Below are 16474 nucleotides of genomic sequence, written 5' to 3' on the forward strand. Positions count from 1 at the left end.
ACGGCCCGCCGGCCGCGTCGTCAACGGCGGCGTTCACATCGCGACTTCGGCGAATACCTTACGGGCGCAACAGACTTGCCAGATGCGGACGCGCCGGCGGCGGGCCGCGCAGCAGCCCGAGGACGGCGTCGACGTCGAGATGGGCGGCCAGCAGATCGGCGGCGAGATCGAGCTGGGCGTCGCGCCGCGCGGCGACGTTGGTGTCGTCGTCGACCACGAAGCCGCCCCGGCCCGCGGCGTCGGCGACCCGGGTGAGCCAGGCGCGCCGGAAGTCGTCGTTGTCGAGCACGCCGTGCCAATGCGTCCCAAAGATCGCGCCGCGCACCACACCTTGCGGTTGCGGATCGGTGCCCGCGGCGAACCAGGTTTGCTCGGCGCAGCGCGCGATCCGCCCGTGATGGATCTCGTATCCGCCCAAGGGACCGTCGATCCCACACCGCCAGCGGCGCAGGGTCTTGGCCGGATCGAAGGCGATGTCGGCGTCGAGCAACCCCAGCCCCGGCACCTCGCCGGCGCCGGACTCCACCGCGTCATCGATACGACGGCACAGCATCTGAAATCCCCCGCAGATCCCCAGCACCGGTTTGCCGGCCCGCGCGTGCGACACGATCGCCTCGGCCAGGCCGCGCTCGCGCAACCAGGACAGGTCGGCGACGGTGGCCTTGCTGCCCGGGACGACGATCAGGTCGGCGTCGGCCGCGCCGGCGGGGTCGGCGACCCAGCGCACCACCACGCCCGGTTCGCAGGCCAGCGCCTCGACGTCGGTGGAGTTGGAGATCCGGGGCAGCCGGACCGCGGCCACCCGCAGCCACTCGTCGCCGCGCGGCGGGGCGGGCGTGCCGATGACGCGGTGCGCGACCACGGACAGCGAGTCCTCGGCATCGAGCCACAGCTCCTCGGCGTACGGCAGCACCCCGTAGGTGGGCCGCCCCGTCATGGCCTGCAGCTGACGCAATCCCGGCTCGAGCAGCGCGGGATCGCCCCGGAACTTGTTGACGATGAAACCGGAGATCAGCGCCTGGTCGTCGGGCTCGAGCACCGCGACGGTGCCGAACAGGTGCGCGAGCAGGCCGCCGCGGTCGATGTCGCCGACCAGGACCACCGGCAGGCCGGCGGCCCGGGCCAGCCCCATGTTGGCCAAATCGGTGGCGCGCAGGTTGATTTCGGCGGGTGATCCGGCGCCCTCGCAGATGACCGCGTCGAATTCGTCTCGCAGGCATGCCAATTCGTCGAGTACGACGGAGGCGAGCCGATCGCGGTGTTGGACATAGCTTTTCGCGCTGACGGAGTCGGTGACCCGGCCCTTGATCACGAGCTGCGAGGTGCGGTCGCTGCCCGGCTTGAGCAGCACCGGATTGAACCGCACGCTGGGCTCCAGGCCGGCCGCGCGGGCCTGAATCGCCTGGGCGCGACCGATTTCGCCGCCTTCGACGGTGACCACGGAGTTGTTGGACATGTTCTGCGCCTTGAACGGGGCGACCCGGGTTCCGCGGCGGGCCAGCAACCGGCACAGGGCGGCCACCACCACCGATTTGCCGGCGTCGGAGCTGGTGCCGGCGACCAGCAGCGCCCCGCTCACCCGTGCGCGGCGAGCAGTGGGGCCCTCATGGCAGCGTGAGGATTTCGACGCCGGTGTCGGTGACCAGCAGGGTGTGCTCGAACTGCGCGGTCCACTTGCGGTCCTTGGTGACCACCGTCCAGCCGTCGTCCCAGATCTCGTAGTCCAGGCCGCCGAGGTTGATCATCGGTTCGATGGTGAACGTCATGCCCGGCTGCATGACGGTCGACACCGAGGGCTGGTCGTAGTGCAGGACGACCAGCCCGTTGTGGAACGTGGTGCCGATGCCGTGCCCGGTGAAGTCGCGAACCACGTTGTAGCCGAACCGGTTAGCGTACGACTCGATGACGCGGCCGACAACCGACAGGGCACGCCCGGGCTTGACGGCGTTGATGGCGCGCATCGTCGCCTCCCGGGTCCGCTCCACCAGCAGCCGGTGTTCTTCGGCGACGTCGCCGGCCAGGAAGGTGGCATTGGTGTCGCCGTGCACGCCGTCGATGTAGGCGGTGACGTCGATGTTGACGATGTCACCGTCCTCGATCACCGTCGAGTCGGGGATGCCGTGGCAGATGACCTCGTTGAGCGACGTACAGCACGACTTCGGGAAGCCCTTGTAGCCCAGCGTCGAGGGATAGGCGCCGTGGTCGACCATGTATTCGTGGGCGATCCGGTCGAGTTCGTCGGTGGTGACCCCGGGCGCGACCGCCTTGCCCGCCTCCACCAGTGCGCGCGCCGCGATCTGGCCGGCGACCCGCATCTTCTCGATCACCTCGGGCGTCTGCACCCACGGCTCGCTGCCCTCGTGGACCGTCGGCTTCCAGGCGTACTCGGGGCGCGGGACGCTGCCGGGCACCGGCAGAGTCGGGGACAACTCTCCGGGGGAAAGCGCGGTGCGAGCGGGCATGCGACCAGCTTAACCGGGGTCCCCCCGGCGATCAGACTCGCTGGCGGCGCAGCAGCGAGCGGCGCGGGCCCCGGATGATCACCGAACCGCACACCACTCGCCCGGTCAGCACGACGTGCGGCCTGCCCTCACCAGGCGGGTCTTTGCGGCGATCGCTGGCGCTGCCCACGTAGACCTCGACGTCGTCGATCGACGCGCTGGCGCCGTCGGGCAATCGAATCTCGACGGAGCCGAACCGCATGTCCAGTTCGACGACCACCACCGGCCCGGCGAACCGGGCCTTGGTGAGGTCGAGTTCCACCGAGCCCAGCCGGCGCACCAGCGCCAGGCGGGTGGGCACCGTCCATTCGCCGTGCCGCTTCAGCGAGCCCGCCCAGCCGCGCAGTTCCACCCGGTCGGCCGCCGAGGTGACGATGGCGCCCGGTCCCGGCAGGTCGCCGACCAGATGGTCCAGCTCCCCGCGCGTGCGCGCGTAGGACACCTGCGAGGAGCGCTGCTCGAACTCGTCGATGTCGATCAGCCCGAGCGCGACCGCGTTGTGCAGTCGCCGCATCGTGCCATTGCGGTCGGCGTCGGAGACGCGCAACGTCACCATGTCGCCGCCGGTATCGGTCATGCTCGCAATTTACCGCCGCCGCGGCCGAAGCGGACCGGGCCCGTAGGACTGCTAGGCCAGAAAGTCCGGCGGCAGCGACTCGAGCATCACCTTGGTCATCCGGACGGCGTACTCCGAGCTGCCACCCCCGACGATCAGCGCCGCGAACGCCAGATCGCCGCGGTAGCCGGCGAACCAGGAATGCGACCCGCCCGGGAACTCGGCCTCACCGGTCTTCCCGTACACCTCGCCGCAGCCGGCGATCTCCTTGGCGGTCCCGTTGGTCACCACCAGCCGCATCATGGGCCGCAGCGCGTCGATCATCTTCGGGCTGATCGGCGTGGCGTCGCCCTGCACGGCCGTCTGGCGGCCCGCGATCAGTTGCGGCACCGGCGTCTTGCCGGCCGCGACCGTCGCCGCCACCAGGGCCATGCCGAACGGACTGGCCAGCACCTTGCCCTGGCCGAAGCCGTCCTCGGTGCGCTCGGCGAGGTCGACCGTCGGCGGCACCGAGCCGGTCACCGTGGTGATGCCGTCGATCTGGTAATCCAGCCCGAGCCCGTAGCGGGAGGCCGCCTGGGTCAGGCCGCGCGGGGGCATCTTGCTGCTGAGCTCGGCGAAGGTGGTGTTGCACGAACTGGCGAACGCCCGCGACATCGGCACCACCCCGAGGTCGAAGCCCCCGTAGTTGGGGACGGTGCGGTGCCCGATGTCGAGGCGGCCCGGGCAGCCCAGCATGGTGTTGGGCGTGGCCATGTCGCGTTCGACCGCCGCGCCGGCGGTGACCATCTTGAACGTCGACCCGGGCGGGAACAGCCCGGTGGTGGCCGGCAGGCCGTCGGCGTCGGCGCCCGCGTTCTGGGCGATCGCGAGGATCTCCCCGGTCGAGGGCTTGATCACCACGATCATCGCCTTGCCGCCGCGGGTGTCCACCGCATGCTGGGCGGCGTTCTGCACCGCGCGGTCCATCGTGAGCGACACCGAGGGGGCCGGTGATCCCTCGACCTCGTGCAGCACCTCGACCTCGACGCCGTTCTGGTTGACGCTCACCACCCGCCAGCCGGCCTCGCCGTCCAGCTGGTCCACCACGGCCTTCTTCACCGCGGCGACGACCGCGGGCGCGAAATGCGGGTCGGTGGGCAGCATTTCGGGCTGGGGCGTGACCACGATGCCGGGCAGCCGGCCGATCGCCGGGAACACCTTGTCGTTGTCGTCGGGGTGCAGCGTGACGCCGAGGTCGACCGGGTGGGGTGTCGAGCTGGCCTGCTCGGCGAGCAGCTGCGGGTCGTTGAGCGTGTCGTTGAACGGGTGCAGTACGTCGACCACCGCGTGCGCCGTGCCGAACAGCGCGGGTCCGGCCTGGGTGGCGTCCAGCGTGTAGTGGTACACGTAGCCGGGCACCAGCACGTCGCTGCCGCCGAGTTCGTTCACCGAGGCGCGGCGCGGCCGATCCGCGCGCAGCGCGAACGTCTGGTGCTCGCCCAGTTTGGCGTGCAGAGCCGTGGTGGTCCAGCGCACCCGCCAGCGGCCCTCGTCGCGCGCCATCCTCAGCTGGCCGTCGTAGCTCCAGACGCGGTTCTTGGGCAGGTGCCAGGCGAAGCGATAGCCGACCGTGCCGGTGTCCTCGGCGTACTTGGCGTTGAGGACCTGCGCGTCGAGGTGGGTCGCCTGCAGGCCGGACCAGGCGGCGTTGAGCGCTTCGCGCGCCTCGTTGGGGCTGTCGCTGAGCTGGGCGGCCGTCGCGGTGTCGCCGACGGCGAGGGCGCGGAAGAACTTCTCCGCGGCCGGGCCCGGGCCGTCGGGCCGGGGCGTGCACCCGGACAGCGCGATGACCGCGACGAGCAGCAGGCCTGAAACGGATGAGGCCGCTGTTGTTCTAGTTACCATCGGTGCTGATGTTATGAGCTGCGGGGTGAACTGCGGCGCCGCCACACCGAGACCGAACCGTTATGCGTGGTCGTGGCAGCTCGCCCCGATGCCGAGCGCCCGGGCAGTCGGGCGTTCGCCGGCCGGCGCCCGCCCAGCCGGGCGGCGGCCGCTGCCGGGGAGCACAACTAGTCGAGCAGCACCGTCGCGAAGGTGCCGATCTCGGCGAAGCCGACGCGGGCGTAGGCCGCGCGCGCCACCGCGTTGAAGTCGTTGACGTAGAGGCTGGCCGTCCGCCCGCTGCCGACGATCACCGCGGCGACCGTGGCGGTGCCGGCGGTGCCCAGGCCCAGGCCGCGCCACTCCGGGTGCACCCACACCCCCTGGATCTGGCCGACCCCCGGCGACTGCGAGCCCACCTCGGCCTTGAAGACGACCTGGCCGTGCTCGAACCGTGCCCAGGCGCGACCGGCCGAGATGAGGCTGGCCACGCGGCGCCGGTAGCCGCGACCGCCATCCCCGATCCGCGGGTCGACGCCCACCTCGCCGATGAACATGTCGACCGCGGCCACCAGGTAGGCGTCCAGCTCCTCGGGCCGGACCTGGCGCACCGCGGTGTCGATGTCGCAGCTCGGGTGGGTGGACAACGCCAGCAGCGGCTGGCGGTCGCGCACGTCGCGGGCCGGCCCCCACGCCCCCTCGAGCCGCTCCCACATCGGCATCACCAGGTCGGCCCTGCCGACCAGCGACGAGCAGCGCCGCGTGCCGCGCATGGCCTCGTCGGCGAACGCGCTCAGGTCGGTCGGGGCGCCGCGCAGCGGAATCAGGTTGGCGCCGGCGAAGCACAGCGATTGCTCGGCGCCGCGCAGCGTCCACAGTTCCCCGCCGATGGAATTGGGGTCGATGCCGTGGTCGGCCACCCGGGCCGCGACCATGCACGAGGCGACGGGATCGTCCTCGAGAACCCGCCAGACCGCCGCCGCATCACGCACCACGGACACCCGACGCTCGCCGACCAGGCGGAAAAGGGGCGGAGCCGACATGTGGCGAACTCTCTGTGGTGCGATCTGAGGGCCAGGGCGCTGGCGTTTATCAGCTTACGGTCACAACCGACGAACCGCTCGATGTTGTGTCCGGTCCGTGATCGCCGCCCATCTCTGTGCCCATTTCAGCGGCGATGCGCATCGCCTCTTCGATCAAGGTCTCGACGATCTGCGCCTCGGGCACGGTCTTGATCACCTCGCCGCGAACGAAGATCTGCCCCTTGCCATTTCCCGATGCGACGCCGAGGTCGGCCTCGCGGGCCTCCCCCGGACCGTTGACCACGCAGCCCATCACGGCGACGCGCAGCGGGACGTCGAGGCCGTCGAGGCCCGCCGAGACGGCGTTGGCCAGGGTGTAGACGTCGACCTGCGCGCGGCCGCACGACGGGCAGGACACGATCTCGAGCCCGCGCGGGCGCAGGTTCAGCGACTCGAGGATCTGGATGCCGACCTTGACCTCTTCGACCAGCGGCGCCGACAGCGACACCCGGATGGTGTCGCCGATCCCGCGCGACAGCAGCGCGCCGAACGCGACCGCGGACTTGATGGTGCCCTGGAACGCGGGGCCGGCCTCGGTGACACCGAGGTGCAGCGGATAGTCGCACCGCTCGGCCAGTTGCTCGTACGCGGCGACCATCACCACCGGGTCGTTGTGCTTGACGCTGATCTTGATGTCGCCGAAGCCGTGTTCCTCGAACAGCGAGGCCTCCCAGAGGGCGGACTCGACCAGCGCCTCGGGGGTGGCCTTGCCGTACTTCTGCAGGAACCGCTTGTCCAGCGAGCCCGCGTTGACCCCGATGCGGATCGGGATGCCGGCGGCGCCGGCGGCCTTGGCGACCTCGCCGACGCGGCCGTCGAATTCCTTGATGTTGCCCGGGTTCACCCGCACCGCGGCGCATCCCGCGTCGATCGCGGCGAAGATGTACTTCGGCTGGAAGTGGATGTCGGCGATCACGGGGATCTGGCTGTGCCGGGCGATCTCGGCCAGCGCGTCGGCGTCCTCCTGACGCGGGCAGGCCACGCGGACGATGTCACAGCCGGCCGCGGTCAGCTCGGCGATCTGCTGCAGCGTGGTGTTGACGTCGTGGGTCTTGGTGGTGCACATCGACTGCACCGAGATCGGGTGGTCGCTGCCGACCCCGACGTCGCGCACCATCAGTTGGCGCGTTTTGCGCCGGGGTGCGAGCGTGGGCGCCGGGGCGTCCGGCATGCCCAGGCCAACGGACATGAGTTCTCCTACTGAAACAGCCTGATCGGGTTGACCAGATCGGCGGTCACGGTCAGCAGCATGTAGCCGACCACGAACACCAGCACGACGTACGTCGCCGGCATGAGTTTGAGGTAGTTCACCGGCGCGGCCGCGACCATGCCCCGGGCCGAGCGGATCAGGTTGCGGACCTTTTCGAACATCGCGATCCCGATGTGCCCGCCGTCGAAGGGCAGCAGCGGCACCAGGTTGATCGCGCCCAGGATGAGGTTCAGCTGGGCCAGGAAGAACCAGAACGCCACCCACAGTCCGTGGTCGACGGTGTCGCCGCCGATGATGCTGGCTCCGACCACGCTCATCGGCGTCTGCGGGTCGCGCTGGCCGCCGCCGATGGCGTGCACCAGCGCGCCGACCTTGGTGGGAATCGTGATGAGCGCCTTGCCCACCTCGACGGTCAGGTCCCCGGCGAACGCCAGACTGCCCGGGATCGCCGAGAGCACCCCGTAGTGCGTCGGGCCGGTCCGGACCGCGCCGACGCCGATGGCGCCGACCGTCGAGGCTTGCGGTTGAGCGTCCTGCCCGTCGGGCCCGGTGGTCAGGTAGCGCTGCGTGGGCGTGACGTTGACGTAGGTGGTGATGGCGGTGCCGTCCCGCTCGGCGACGATCGGGGTGTTGCCGTGCACCTTGCGGATGGCCGCGGCCATCTCCTCGAAGGTCGACACCGGGGTGTCGCCCACCTTGACGATGACGTCGCCGGGACGGATTCCGGCGAGTGCCGCCGGCCCGGGCCCGGTGCAGTCCGCGATCTTGCCGGGCGCCACTTCCGGTGCCACACAAGCGGTTTCGCCGACCACCGCCTTGGTGGGCGGGTGCAGGTCGGGCAGGCCCCACACCAGCGCGATGCCGTAGAGCAGCACCAGGCAGATGACGAAGTTCGCGGCGGGCCCGGCGAACAGCACCGCGACGCGCTTCCAGACCGCCTGCTTGAACATGGCGCGGTCGGTCTCGTCGGGCGCCAGCTCCTCCACCGAGGTCATGCCGGCGATGTCGCAGAATCCGCCCAGCGGCACGGCCTTGAGGCCGTACTCGGTCTCGCCGCGGCGGGTCGACCACAGCGTGGGGCCGAAGCCGACGAAGTAGCGCCGCACCTTCATGCCGGTGGCGCGCGCAACCCACATATGGCCGCACTCGTGCAGGGCCACCGAGATCAGGATGGCCAGTGCGAACAGCACAATGCCGATGACGAACATCATTAGGCTGCGAGGACCTTTCTCACACCGCTCCGGAGGCTTTGACCGATAAGTTGGCGGGCTGCGCCTGTGCGACGACACGCCGCGCCCGCTCCCGTGCCCAGCGCTGCGCGTCGAGTACCTCATCCACGTTAGCGGGTGAGACGGCCCATTGGTCGGCGGCGTGCAGCACGTCGGCGATGGTTTTGACGATGGCACCGAACCCGATGCGGCCCACCAGGAACGCCTGCGCCGCCTCCTCGTTGGCGGCGTTGTAGACCGCCGTCAGGCAGCCGCCGGTCTGCCCGGCGTGCCGGGCCAACTCGACGGCGGGAAAGACGTCGTTGTCCAGGGGCTCGAATTCCCAGCTAGACGCCGTGCTGAAGTCGCAGGAGGCGGCCGCGCCGGGCACCCGGCGTGGCCAGCCCAGGGCCAGCGCGATCGGCAGCCTCATGTCCGGCGGGCTGGCCTGGGCGAGGGTCGAGCCGTCGACGAAGGTGACCATCGAATGAACAATCGACTGGGGGTGCACGACCACCTCGATGCGGTCATAGGGAAGGCCGAACAGCAGGTGGGTCTCGATGAGCTCGAGCCCCTTGTTGACCAGCGAGGCCGAGTTCAGCGTGTTCATCGGGCCCATCGACCACGTCGGGTGGGCGCCGGCCTGCTCGGGAGTCACGTCCTCGAGCTGGGCGGCAGTCCAGCCGCGGAACGGGCCGCCGGACGCGGTCAGCACCAGCTTGGCGACTTCGTCGGGGGTCCCGCCCCGCAGGCACTGGGCCAGCGCAGAATGTTCGGAGTCGACCGGCACGATCTGGCCCGGCTTGGCGGCCTTGAGCACCAGCGGACCGCCGGCGATCAGCGATTCCTTGTTGGCCAGCGCCAGCCGGGCGCCCGACTCCAGCGCGGCCAGGGTGGGCCGCAGGCCCAGCGCCCCCACCAGCGCGTTGAGGACGACGTCGGCCTCGGTCTCCTGGACCAGCCGGGTCACGGCCTCGGGCCCGGCAAAGGGGATGTCGCCGGCCCGCCGCGCCGCCGCCTCGTCGGCGACCGCGATGTTGGTCACACCGGTGGCGGCGCGCTGGTGCAACAGCGTGTCCAGGTTCGCCCCACCCGCGGCCAGGCCGACCACTTCGAAGCGGTCCGGATTGGCCGCGATGACGTCCAGCGCCTGGGTGCCGATGGAGCCGGTGCTGCCCAGCACCAGCACGCGCACGCGGCCCGGGGTTCGCCCGTCGGTCGTCGGGTTGGTCACCCATTCATTGTGCCGCCCGGCCCGGACGGGGGCCACGATGCGGCCGCGCCCGCGGCGCGGCCTTGTGCCAGAATTTGGGTTCAGCAAGCCGATCCGATCCGAAAGGGATTCGCCGTGGCCAGTACCGAGGTCGAACACTTCACCGGCGTCGACTCCGTCGAGGTGCCGTCGGCGGCGTGGGGTTGGAGCCGGATCAATCACCGGACCTGGCACATCGTCGGCCTGTGCATCTTCGGGCTGTTGCTGGCGATGCTGCGCGGCAACCACGTCGGCCACATCGAGGACTGGTTCCTGATCGGCTTCGCGGCCCTGGTCCTCGTCGTCCTGATCCGCGACCTGTGGGGCCGCCGGCGCGGCTGGATCAGGTAGCCGCTCCCCGTTTGCCCTGGCGTTTCACCCGGCGATGCCAGGCGCCGCCGATCACGACGACCGCCAACGCGAGCACGGCCATCACCCACGGCCATATTCCGTGCTGGTGCACCCAGCCGGCAGTCGCACCCTGCAGACGACCGACCGCGGTGATCACCGCGTCCCGCGGGTTGCCGTTTGCGCCGAACAGGCGCACCTCGTAGCTGCCGTAGTAGGCCACGTACAGCCCGACCAGCACCAGCAGCGCGCCACCGATCCGGTTGACGAACGGCAGGATTCGGCGCAGCCGGTCCACCATCGCGGTGCTCGCCGTCGCGGCGGCGACGGCGAGCACACCGACGACCAGGGTCAGCCCCGCGCTGTAGGAGAGGTAGATCGCCACGCCGGTGACGATCGATCCCCCGCGCAGGCCGGCTGCGGTGACGGCCAGGAACGGCCCGATGGTGCACGACAGTGAGGCGACCGCGTAGCTGATGCCGTAGCCGTACATGGAGCCCAGCCGCACCGTGGGGGCCCACCTCGGCCCCAGCGGCCGCGAGGCCAGGGCCGACAGTTCTCGACCCGACAGCAGCCAGGCACCCAGCACGATCAACACCACGCCGACCAGCGCGGTGGCGTACGGCAGGTAGCGCTGCACGGTCGTGGCCGCCGACACGGTCAGCGCGCCGAACACGCCGAACACCGTCAAGAAGCCCAGCGCCATCCCGACGGTGGCCGCCAGCGCCCGCCCCGTGGCGGCCACCGCGGAGCGTTCGCCGGGTCGCCGGCCGCGCACCACCAGCAAAAGGTAGGCGGGCAGCATGGCAAACCCACACGGATTCAGCGCGGCCACCAATCCGGCGGCGAACGCCAGGCCGACCAGACCCTGGTCCACCGGGTCAGGACCTCAGCGCGGAGACCCGGTCGGAGAGCTCCTGCTGTGACATCGCCGAGGTCGGGTTGTTGACGAAGGTCGAGCTGCCGTCCGCACGGTAGAACACGTAGGCGGGCTGCCAGGGGACGTTGTAGCGGGCCCAGATGGCGCCGTCGGCGTCGTTGAGGGTGGTGAAATTCAGGTTGTACTTGGAGACGAAGCTCTGCATCGCACCCACGTCCGCGTGCGCCGCGATGCCGACGAAAGCGACGCCGGGGTTGGCGGCCGCGACCTGGCTGACGCCCGGGGCCTCTGCGTTGCAGTACGGGCACCACGGCGTCCAGAACCACAGCACCGCCGGCTTGCCCTGCAAACTGGCGCCACTGAAGGGTGCACCGCTCAGGCTCGTCGCGGTGAACTGCAATCGGTCGTCGGCGGCCTGCGCACGTGGTCCGCTGGCCACGCCGACCATCATCGTGCCGACGACCAGCGCCGCGGCAAACGCTTTGTTCAGGGCTGACAAGCGAATCCTCATGGAACACCTCATTACCGGAGTCATGCCCTACTCGACGGGACAGCCCGTAGTCCGGTTCATCCGCCCCCAGCGAGCTACCGGTTCTCGAAGGCCAGCTGGCCGCACGCGGCGCTGATCTCGCGGCCGCGGGTGTCGCGGACCGTGCAGGACACGCCCTTGGCGCGGACCCGCCGCACGAACTCGCGCTCGACCGCCTTCGGGCTCGCATCCCACTCGCTGCCCGGCGTCGGGTTCAGCGGGATCAGGTTGACGTGCACCAACGGCCCCAGCGCGCGATGCAGCCGCTGCCCCAACAGGTCCGCCCGCCACGGCTGGTCGTTGACGTCACGGATCAGCGCGTACTCCACCGATACCCGCCGGCCGGTGACGTCGGCGTAATACCGTGCGGCGTCGAGCGCCTCGGCGATCTTCCACCGGTTGTTGACCGGCACCAGCGTGTCGCGCAGTTCGTCGTCGGGCGCGTGCAGCGACAGCGCCAGGGTCACCGCGAGCCCTTCGTCGGCGAGTTTGCGGATCGCGGGCGCCAGGCCCACCGTCGACACCGTCACCGAACGGGCCGAAATGCCGAACCCGTGGGGCGGCGCCGCGATGATGCGCCGCACCGCGGCGACCACCCGGGCGTAGTTGGCCAACGGCTCCCCCATGCCCATGAAGACCACGTTGGACAGCCGCTGACTGGGGGGGCCGAAGTCGTCGCGCAGCACCGCGGCGGCGGCGCGCACCTGCTCGAGGATCTCGGCCGTCGACAGGTTACGGCTCAACCCGCCCTGGCCCGTCGCACAGAACGGACACGCCATGCCGCAGCCGGCCTGCGACGAGATGCACACCGTGTTGCGCTGCGGATAGCGCATCAACACCGACTCCACGGTGACCCCATCGAGGGCCCGCCACAACGTCTTTCGCGTCTCGCCGGCGTCGCAGGCCACCTCGGAGACCGCGGTGAGCAGGATCGGGAACATCGTGTCGGCGATCGCGTCGCGCAGCCCGGCCGGCAGGTCGGTCATCTGCCGCGGGTCAGCGATCAGCCGCCCGTAGTACTGATGCGCCAACTGCTTGGCGCGAAAGGCCGGCAGGCCCAGCTCGGCGACGGCGGCAGCGCGGCCGTCCGCGTCGAGATCGGCCAGGTGCCGCGGCGGCTTGCCGGGTCGCGGCTCGGAGAACACCAGTTGTTGGACCATGACCTGTCCAGTATCGGTCACGTCGGGCCGACCTAGGGAACGAGCGTCAGCACCGTCCACGCCGCGACCGCCGACGGCAGGACGCCGTCGAGCCGGTCCATCAGTCCGCCGTGGCCGGGCAGCAGCCGGCCCATGTCCTTGATGCCGAGGTCGCGCTTGATCTGCGACTCCACCAGATCGCCGAGCGTGCAGGTCAGCACCAGCACCAGACCCAACAGCGCGCCCACCCACGGCGGTTTGCCGGCGAGGAAGGTCGCGGTCAGGGTCGCCGCGGTGATGCCCAGGACGAGCGAACCGGCGAGCCCCTCCCAGGACTTCTTCGGGCTGATCGCCGGGACCATCGGGTGCTTGCCGAACAACACGCCGACGGCGTAGCCGCCCACGTCCGACGCGACCACCGTGATCATCAGGCAGAACACCCGCCCCGCGCCGTCGGCGGGATACACCAGCAACGCGGCAAACGACGCGAACAGCGGCACCCACGCGGCCAGAAAAATAGTGGCGGACGCGTCGCGCAGGTAGGACGGCGACGGGGACCCACCGGCGGGTTCGGGCGGTGTGCGGTTGTCCTGCATGAACAATCGCCAAAACAGGCACGCCACCACCGTGACACCGAAGCCCGCCAGCGCCCCGGCGGCGTGGAACGGCCAGGTCAGCCACACCGTGAGCTGCCCGCCGGCCAGCAACGGGATGACCGGAATGACGAATCCGCCTTCACGCAGCCGCCGCACCACCTCGTGGGTGGCGACCAGGATGGCCATCGCGACGATCGGGACCCAGAAGCGGGGGGCGAACACCAGGGTGACGACCAAAGCGCCGCCGATGCCGGCGCCCACCGCGATCGCGGCGCGCAGGTCGCGGCCGGCCCGCGAGGGCTTCTTCGCGGGCGGGGGCATCGCCGTGAACGCAGGCTCCGGCTGGGCTGCGGCGCCGGGCTCGTCGGGCGGGGTGCCTGCGCCGGGATCTGGGGTAGCCACGGGCCTGAGTCAACTTAGCTGCCGAGCGGTCGCTAGACCTCCAGCAGCTCGCCTTCTTTGTGCTTGACCAACTCTTCGATCTGGGTGGTGTACTGGTGCGTGGTCTTGTCCAGGTCCTTTTCGGCCCGGCCGACCTCGTCCTCGCCGGCCTCGCCGTCCTTGCGGATGCGGTGCAGCTCCTCCATCGCCTTGCGGCGGATGTTGCGCACCGAGACCTTGGCGTCCTCCCCCTTGCTCTTGGCCTGTTTGACCAGCTCGCGGCGGCGTTCCTCGGTGAGCTGCGGGACCGCCACCCGGATCAGGGTGCCGTCATTGGTGGGATTCACGCCCAGGTCGGAGTTGCGGATCGCCGTCTCGATCGCGCCCACCTGGCTCGCCTCGTAGGGCTTGATCACCACCAGGCGCGCCTCGGGGACGTTGATGCTCGCCAGCTGCGTGATGGGGGTGGCGGCGCCGTAGTAATCGATCACGATCCGCGAGAACATGCCGGGATTGGCGCGCCCGGTCCGGATGGTCGACAAGTCGTCGCGGGCGACCGCTACGGCCTTCTCCATTTTCTCTTCAGCGTCGAAGAGAGCCTCGTCAATCATCTGCGCCGCTCCTCATCAGGTGGTGACCAGAGTCCCGATTTTCTCACCAGCGACCGCCCGGGCGATATTGCCATTGGTCAGCAGGTTGAACACCAGGATCGGCATGCCATTGTCCATGCACAGGCTGAATGCGGTGGCATCGGCCACTCGTAGCCCGCGGTCGATGACCTCGCGATGACTGATCGCGGTGATCAGCTCGGCCTCGGGATACTGCCGCGGGTCCGCGGAGAAGACGCCATCGACGGCCTTGGCCATCAACACCACCTCGGCGCCGATCTCGAGCGCCCGCTGCGCGGCGGTGGTGTCGGTGGAGAAGTACGGCAGGCCCATGCCGGCGCCGAAGATCACCACCCGCCCCTTTTCCAGGTGGCGTACGGCGCGCAGGGGCAGGTAGGGCTCGGCGACCTGACCCATGGTGATCGCGGTCTGGACGCGGGTGACGATGCCTTCCTTCTCCAGAAAGTCTTGCAGCGCGAGGCTGTTCATGACGGTGCCCAGCATTCCCATGTAATCCGAACGGGTGCGTTCCATGCCGCGCTGCTGCAGCTGCGCCCCCCGGAAGAAGTTGCCGCCGCCGATCACGACGGCGACTTGGACGCCGCCGCGGACCACCTCGGCGATCTGCTGCGCCACCAGCGCCACGACGTCGGGATCCAAGCCGACCTGGCCGCCGCCGAACATTTCGCCGCCGAGCTTGAGTAGCACTCGCGAATACCTGGCCCGGGTCAGCGCCTGGCCGGAAGCCAGTCCGTTCGTGGGCTCCTGCCTCGGAGCCGCCGGGCCGGCGACGTGGGGCTCCCTGGACTCCGTCATCAGACTCCTCGCATGAGAGTGCCATCCCGGGCGATCTCATCCGGAACGGCATTTCACATCCTGCCTCATCGCAGCACAACGGGGCGTCGGTGGGGTGCATTATGCGCACAGTTGGCGTGCGCGAGCGATTTTCGAGCCTGCCGGTACCGAATGTTCCGGCGCCCGGCGCGGAGTTTGAGCCGCCGACGGCAGGGGAACCCGCTACAACGCGGTGACATATGCGGTCTCGAGCAATGAGGACCGGGTTCGCCGTATGACGGATCGATCGCTCGCGATCGTTGAGCGTGGATCGCTCACAGTACGCCAACGAGGAGGAACGGATCCATGGCGGAAGAAAACAAGTCGGGACCCGCTGAAGCGGTGAAGGGCGTCGTCGAGGACGTCAAGGGTAAGGCCAAGGAGGCCGTAGGCGCGGTGGCCGGTCGCGATGACCTGACCCGTGAGGGCCAGGCGCAGCAGGACAAGGCCGAAGCGCAGCGTGACGCGGCGAAGAAGGAAGCCGAGGCGGAAGCCGCGCGTGGCGGCGCCGAGGCGGCCGAGGAGCGCCAGAAGTCCAACCAGTAGCTTGATGGGAAAGATGGGTCCGGTCCATGAAAATGGGCCGGGCCCATCGACTTTCTCCAGCGCGCCGACCTGAGTTTGCATAGCTTTGCATAGTTTTCGGCCGAGTGGGTAAACAGCCCTAGCGCTGCCGGACATCTCGCGCGAGGCGCCTACGGACCGGGGGGAACGCAGGGACCTCACGAGGTTGGAGATGTCGTTGGACAGGTCGATGGACATTGTGGTGCTCACCGACGAGGCTGATTTCGAATCTGCCTTACCGGATTTGACCACGTTTGCGCTCCCGGCGCGCGTGGCGCTGACCGCCCACACCGACGACGGTCATTGCGCCACCGCCGACGTGGCGATCGTCGACGCGCGCAGCAACATGCCTGCGGCCCAAGCGGTTAGCCGCCGACTGGCGGCGCAGAATCCCGCTACCGCAGTGGTGGCCCTGGTGAGGCCGGCGGATTGCGCCGCGGTCGACACCGATGGCAATTTCGACGACGTGATGCTGCCCGGCACCGGCGCGGACGAGCTGCGGGCGCGGCTGCGGCTGGCGGTCGGCCGCCGCCGCGGCACCGCCGACGGCATCTTGAAGTTCGGCGACCTCCGCCTGCACCCGGCGAGCTTCACCGCGTCGCTGGACGGCCACGACCTGACTCTGACCCTGACCGAGTTCAGATTGCTGAGTTTCCTTGTGCTGCATGCCGGCCAGGCCTTCACGCGCACCCGATTGATGCGGGAGGCGTGCGGCTACGACAGCAACAGCCGGGCCCGCACGGTCGACGTCCACATCCGGCGACTGCGCGCCAAGCTCGGCACCCGGCACGAATTCATGGTCGGCACCGTCCGCGGGGTCGGTTACCGGGCGCCCACGCCCCCGCAACCGGAGTGGGTGCTCGCCGATCCGGCGCTGACACCCACGCGCGCAACCTGATTCACGACGCCCTCATCGACAT

17 protein-coding genes are annotated in these 16474 nt (G+C 70.0%); 3 read left to right on the forward strand and 14 right to left on the reverse strand.

Going from position 1 to position 16474, the window contains the following annotated elements; all coding sequences use genetic code 11:
• Nucleotides 1-58: 58 nt before the first annotated feature.
• From K883_RS01130 to dxr, 8 genes are all read right to left on the reverse strand, one after another.
• Nucleotides 59-1579, reverse strand: coding sequence for a cobyric acid synthase (locus K883_RS01130; RefSeq protein ID WP_008258771.1), 1521 nt, complete (start codon nt 1577-1579; stop codon nt 59-61).
• A gap of 25 nt (nt 1580-1604) precedes the next feature.
• Entirely contained in the window at nt 1605-2462 is an 858-nt protein-coding gene (map, locus tag K883_RS01135) for a type I methionyl aminopeptidase (protein WP_009952674.1), read from the reverse strand.
• A 31-nt stretch (nt 2463-2493) separates the two neighbouring features.
• Nucleotides 2494-3078: a DUF1707 SHOCT-like domain-containing protein gene (locus K883_RS01140; protein WP_014382951.1), complete on the reverse strand. Its 585-nt coding sequence runs from the start codon at nt 3076-3078 to the stop codon at nt 2494-2496.
• A gap of 51 nt (nt 3079-3129) precedes the next feature.
• Nucleotides 3130-4944 (reverse strand): penicillin-binding transpeptidase domain-containing protein, encoded by a 1815-nt coding sequence (locus K883_RS01145; RefSeq protein WP_008258774.1) that lies wholly within the window; start codon nt 4942-4944, stop codon nt 3130-3132.
• A gap of 167 nt (nt 4945-5111) precedes the next feature.
• Nucleotides 5112-5966 carry a GNAT family N-acetyltransferase gene (locus K883_RS01150; RefSeq protein WP_036453414.1) on the reverse strand — a complete coding sequence of 285 codons (855 nt, stop codon included), beginning with the start codon at nt 5964-5966 and terminating at the stop codon, nt 5112-5114.
• A gap of 49 nt (nt 5967-6015) precedes the next feature.
• Nucleotides 6016-7194: a flavodoxin-dependent (E)-4-hydroxy-3-methylbut-2-enyl-diphosphate synthase gene (ispG, locus tag K883_RS01155; RefSeq protein ID WP_036453416.1), complete on the reverse strand. Its 1179-nt coding sequence runs from the start codon at nt 7192-7194 to the stop codon at nt 6016-6018.
• Between the two features lie 8 nt (nt 7195-7202).
• Nucleotides 7203-8426 (reverse strand): M50 family metallopeptidase, encoded by a 1224-nt coding sequence (locus K883_RS01160; protein ID WP_036453418.1) that lies wholly within the window; start codon nt 8424-8426, stop codon nt 7203-7205.
• 19 nt (nt 8427-8445) lie between these two features.
• Nucleotides 8446-9657: a 1-deoxy-D-xylulose-5-phosphate reductoisomerase gene (gene dxr / locus K883_RS01165; protein ID WP_036453421.1), complete on the reverse strand. Its 1212-nt coding sequence runs from the start codon at nt 9655-9657 to the stop codon at nt 8446-8448.
• A 114-nt stretch (nt 9658-9771) separates the two neighbouring features.
• Here dxr and K883_RS01170 point away from each other — a divergent pair, with 114 nt between their 5' ends.
• Complete coding sequence (locus tag K883_RS01170; RefSeq protein ID WP_036390065.1) at nt 9772-10026, forward strand: DUF2631 domain-containing protein; 255 nt, start codon at nt 9772-9774, stop codon at nt 10024-10026.
• Here K883_RS01170 and K883_RS01175 read toward each other — a convergent pair.
• From K883_RS01175 to pyrH, 6 genes are all read right to left on the reverse strand, one after another.
• Complete coding sequence (locus tag K883_RS01175; protein WP_036453423.1) at nt 10019-10900, reverse strand: cytochrome c biogenesis CcdA family protein; 882 nt, start codon at nt 10898-10900, stop codon at nt 10019-10021. The genes K883_RS01170 and K883_RS01175 overlap by 8 nt on opposite strands.
• A 4-nt stretch (nt 10901-10904) precedes the next feature.
• Nucleotides 10905-11414 (reverse strand): protein disulfide oxidoreductase, encoded by a 510-nt coding sequence (locus tag K883_RS01180; RefSeq protein ID WP_036453426.1) that lies wholly within the window; start codon nt 11412-11414, stop codon nt 10905-10907.
• A gap of 74 nt (nt 11415-11488) precedes the next feature.
• Nucleotides 11489-12592 carry a dual-specificity RNA methyltransferase RlmN gene (gene rlmN, locus K883_RS01185; protein WP_008258789.1) on the reverse strand — a complete coding sequence of 368 codons (1104 nt, stop codon included), beginning with the start codon at nt 12590-12592 and terminating at the stop codon, nt 11489-11491.
• 32 nt (nt 12593-12624) lie between these two features.
• Nucleotides 12625-13569, reverse strand: a complete 945-nt coding sequence (locus tag K883_RS01190) for a phosphatidate cytidylyltransferase (protein ID WP_036453428.1) — start codon at nt 13567-13569, stop codon at nt 12625-12627.
• A 32-nt stretch (nt 13570-13601) separates the two neighbouring features.
• The gene (gene frr, locus K883_RS01195; RefSeq protein ID WP_008258791.1) at nt 13602-14159 is read right to left on the reverse strand and encodes a ribosome recycling factor; all 558 of its coding nucleotides are present in this window, start codon (nt 14157-14159) and stop codon (nt 13602-13604) included.
• Between the two features lie 15 nt (nt 14160-14174).
• Nucleotides 14175-14972, reverse strand: a complete 798-nt coding sequence (pyrH, locus tag K883_RS01200) for a UMP kinase (RefSeq protein WP_014712070.1) — start codon at nt 14970-14972, stop codon at nt 14175-14177.
• Nucleotides 14973-15296: 324 nt separating this feature from the next.
• Between pyrH and K883_RS01205 the strand changes: the two genes are divergently transcribed.
• A complete protein-coding gene (locus K883_RS01205) occupies nt 15297-15536 on the forward strand; it encodes a microaggregate-binding protein 1 (RefSeq protein WP_008258793.1) in 240 nt (79 codons plus the stop codon).
• A 190-nt stretch (nt 15537-15726) separates the two neighbouring features.
• Nucleotides 15727-16452: a winged helix-turn-helix transcriptional regulator gene (locus K883_RS01210; RefSeq protein WP_036453431.1), complete on the forward strand. Its 726-nt coding sequence runs from the start codon at nt 15727-15729 to the stop codon at nt 16450-16452.
• The last annotated feature ends 22 nt before the right edge of the window (nt 16453-16474 follow it).

The sequence above is a fragment of the Mycobacterium sp. TKK-01-0059 genome (assembly GCF_000709305.1).
In the GTDB taxonomy this organism is placed as follows: domain Bacteria; phylum Actinomycetota; class Actinomycetes; order Mycobacteriales; family Mycobacteriaceae; genus Mycobacterium; species Mycobacterium intracellulare.

Coding starts and splice junctions, on each gene's coding strand:
- K883_RS01160 (WP_036453418.1), bottom strand. CDS start 8,426: ATGATGTTCGTCATCGGCATTGTGCTGTTCGCACTGGCCATCCTGATC.
- ispG (WP_036453416.1), bottom strand. CDS start 7,194: ATGTCCGTTGGCCTGGGCATGCCGGACGCCCCGGCGCCCACGCTCGCA.
- K883_RS01140 (WP_014382951.1), bottom strand. CDS start 3,078: ATGACCGATACCGGCGGCGACATGGTGACGTTGCGCGTCTCCGACGCC.
- pyrH (WP_014712070.1), bottom strand. CDS start 14,972: ATGACGGAGTCCAGGGAGCCCCACGTCGCCGGCCCGGCGGCTCCGAGG.
- K883_RS01210 (WP_036453431.1), top strand. CDS start 15,727: ATGTCGTTGGACAGGTCGATGGACATTGTGGTGCTCACCGACGAGGCT.
- rlmN (WP_008258789.1), bottom strand. CDS start 12,592: ATGGTCCAACAACTGGTGTTCTCCGAGCCGCGACCCGGCAAGCCGCCG.
- K883_RS01145 (WP_008258774.1), bottom strand. CDS start 4,944: ATGGTAACTAGAACAACAGCGGCCTCATCCGTTTCAGGCCTGCTGCTC.
- K883_RS01180 (WP_036453426.1), bottom strand. CDS start 11,414: ATGAGGATTCGCTTGTCAGCCCTGAACAAAGCGTTTGCCGCGGCGCTG.
- map (WP_009952674.1), bottom strand. CDS start 2,462: ATGCCCGCTCGCACCGCGCTTTCCCCCGGAGAGTTGTCCCCGACTCTG.
- frr (WP_008258791.1), bottom strand. CDS start 14,159: ATGATTGACGAGGCTCTCTTCGACGCTGAAGAGAAAATGGAGAAGGCC.
- K883_RS01205 (WP_008258793.1), top strand. CDS start 15,297: ATGGCGGAAGAAAACAAGTCGGGACCCGCTGAAGCGGTGAAGGGCGTC.
- K883_RS01150 (WP_036453414.1), bottom strand. CDS start 5,966: ATGTCGGCTCCGCCCCTTTTCCGCCTGGTCGGCGAGCGTCGGGTGTCC.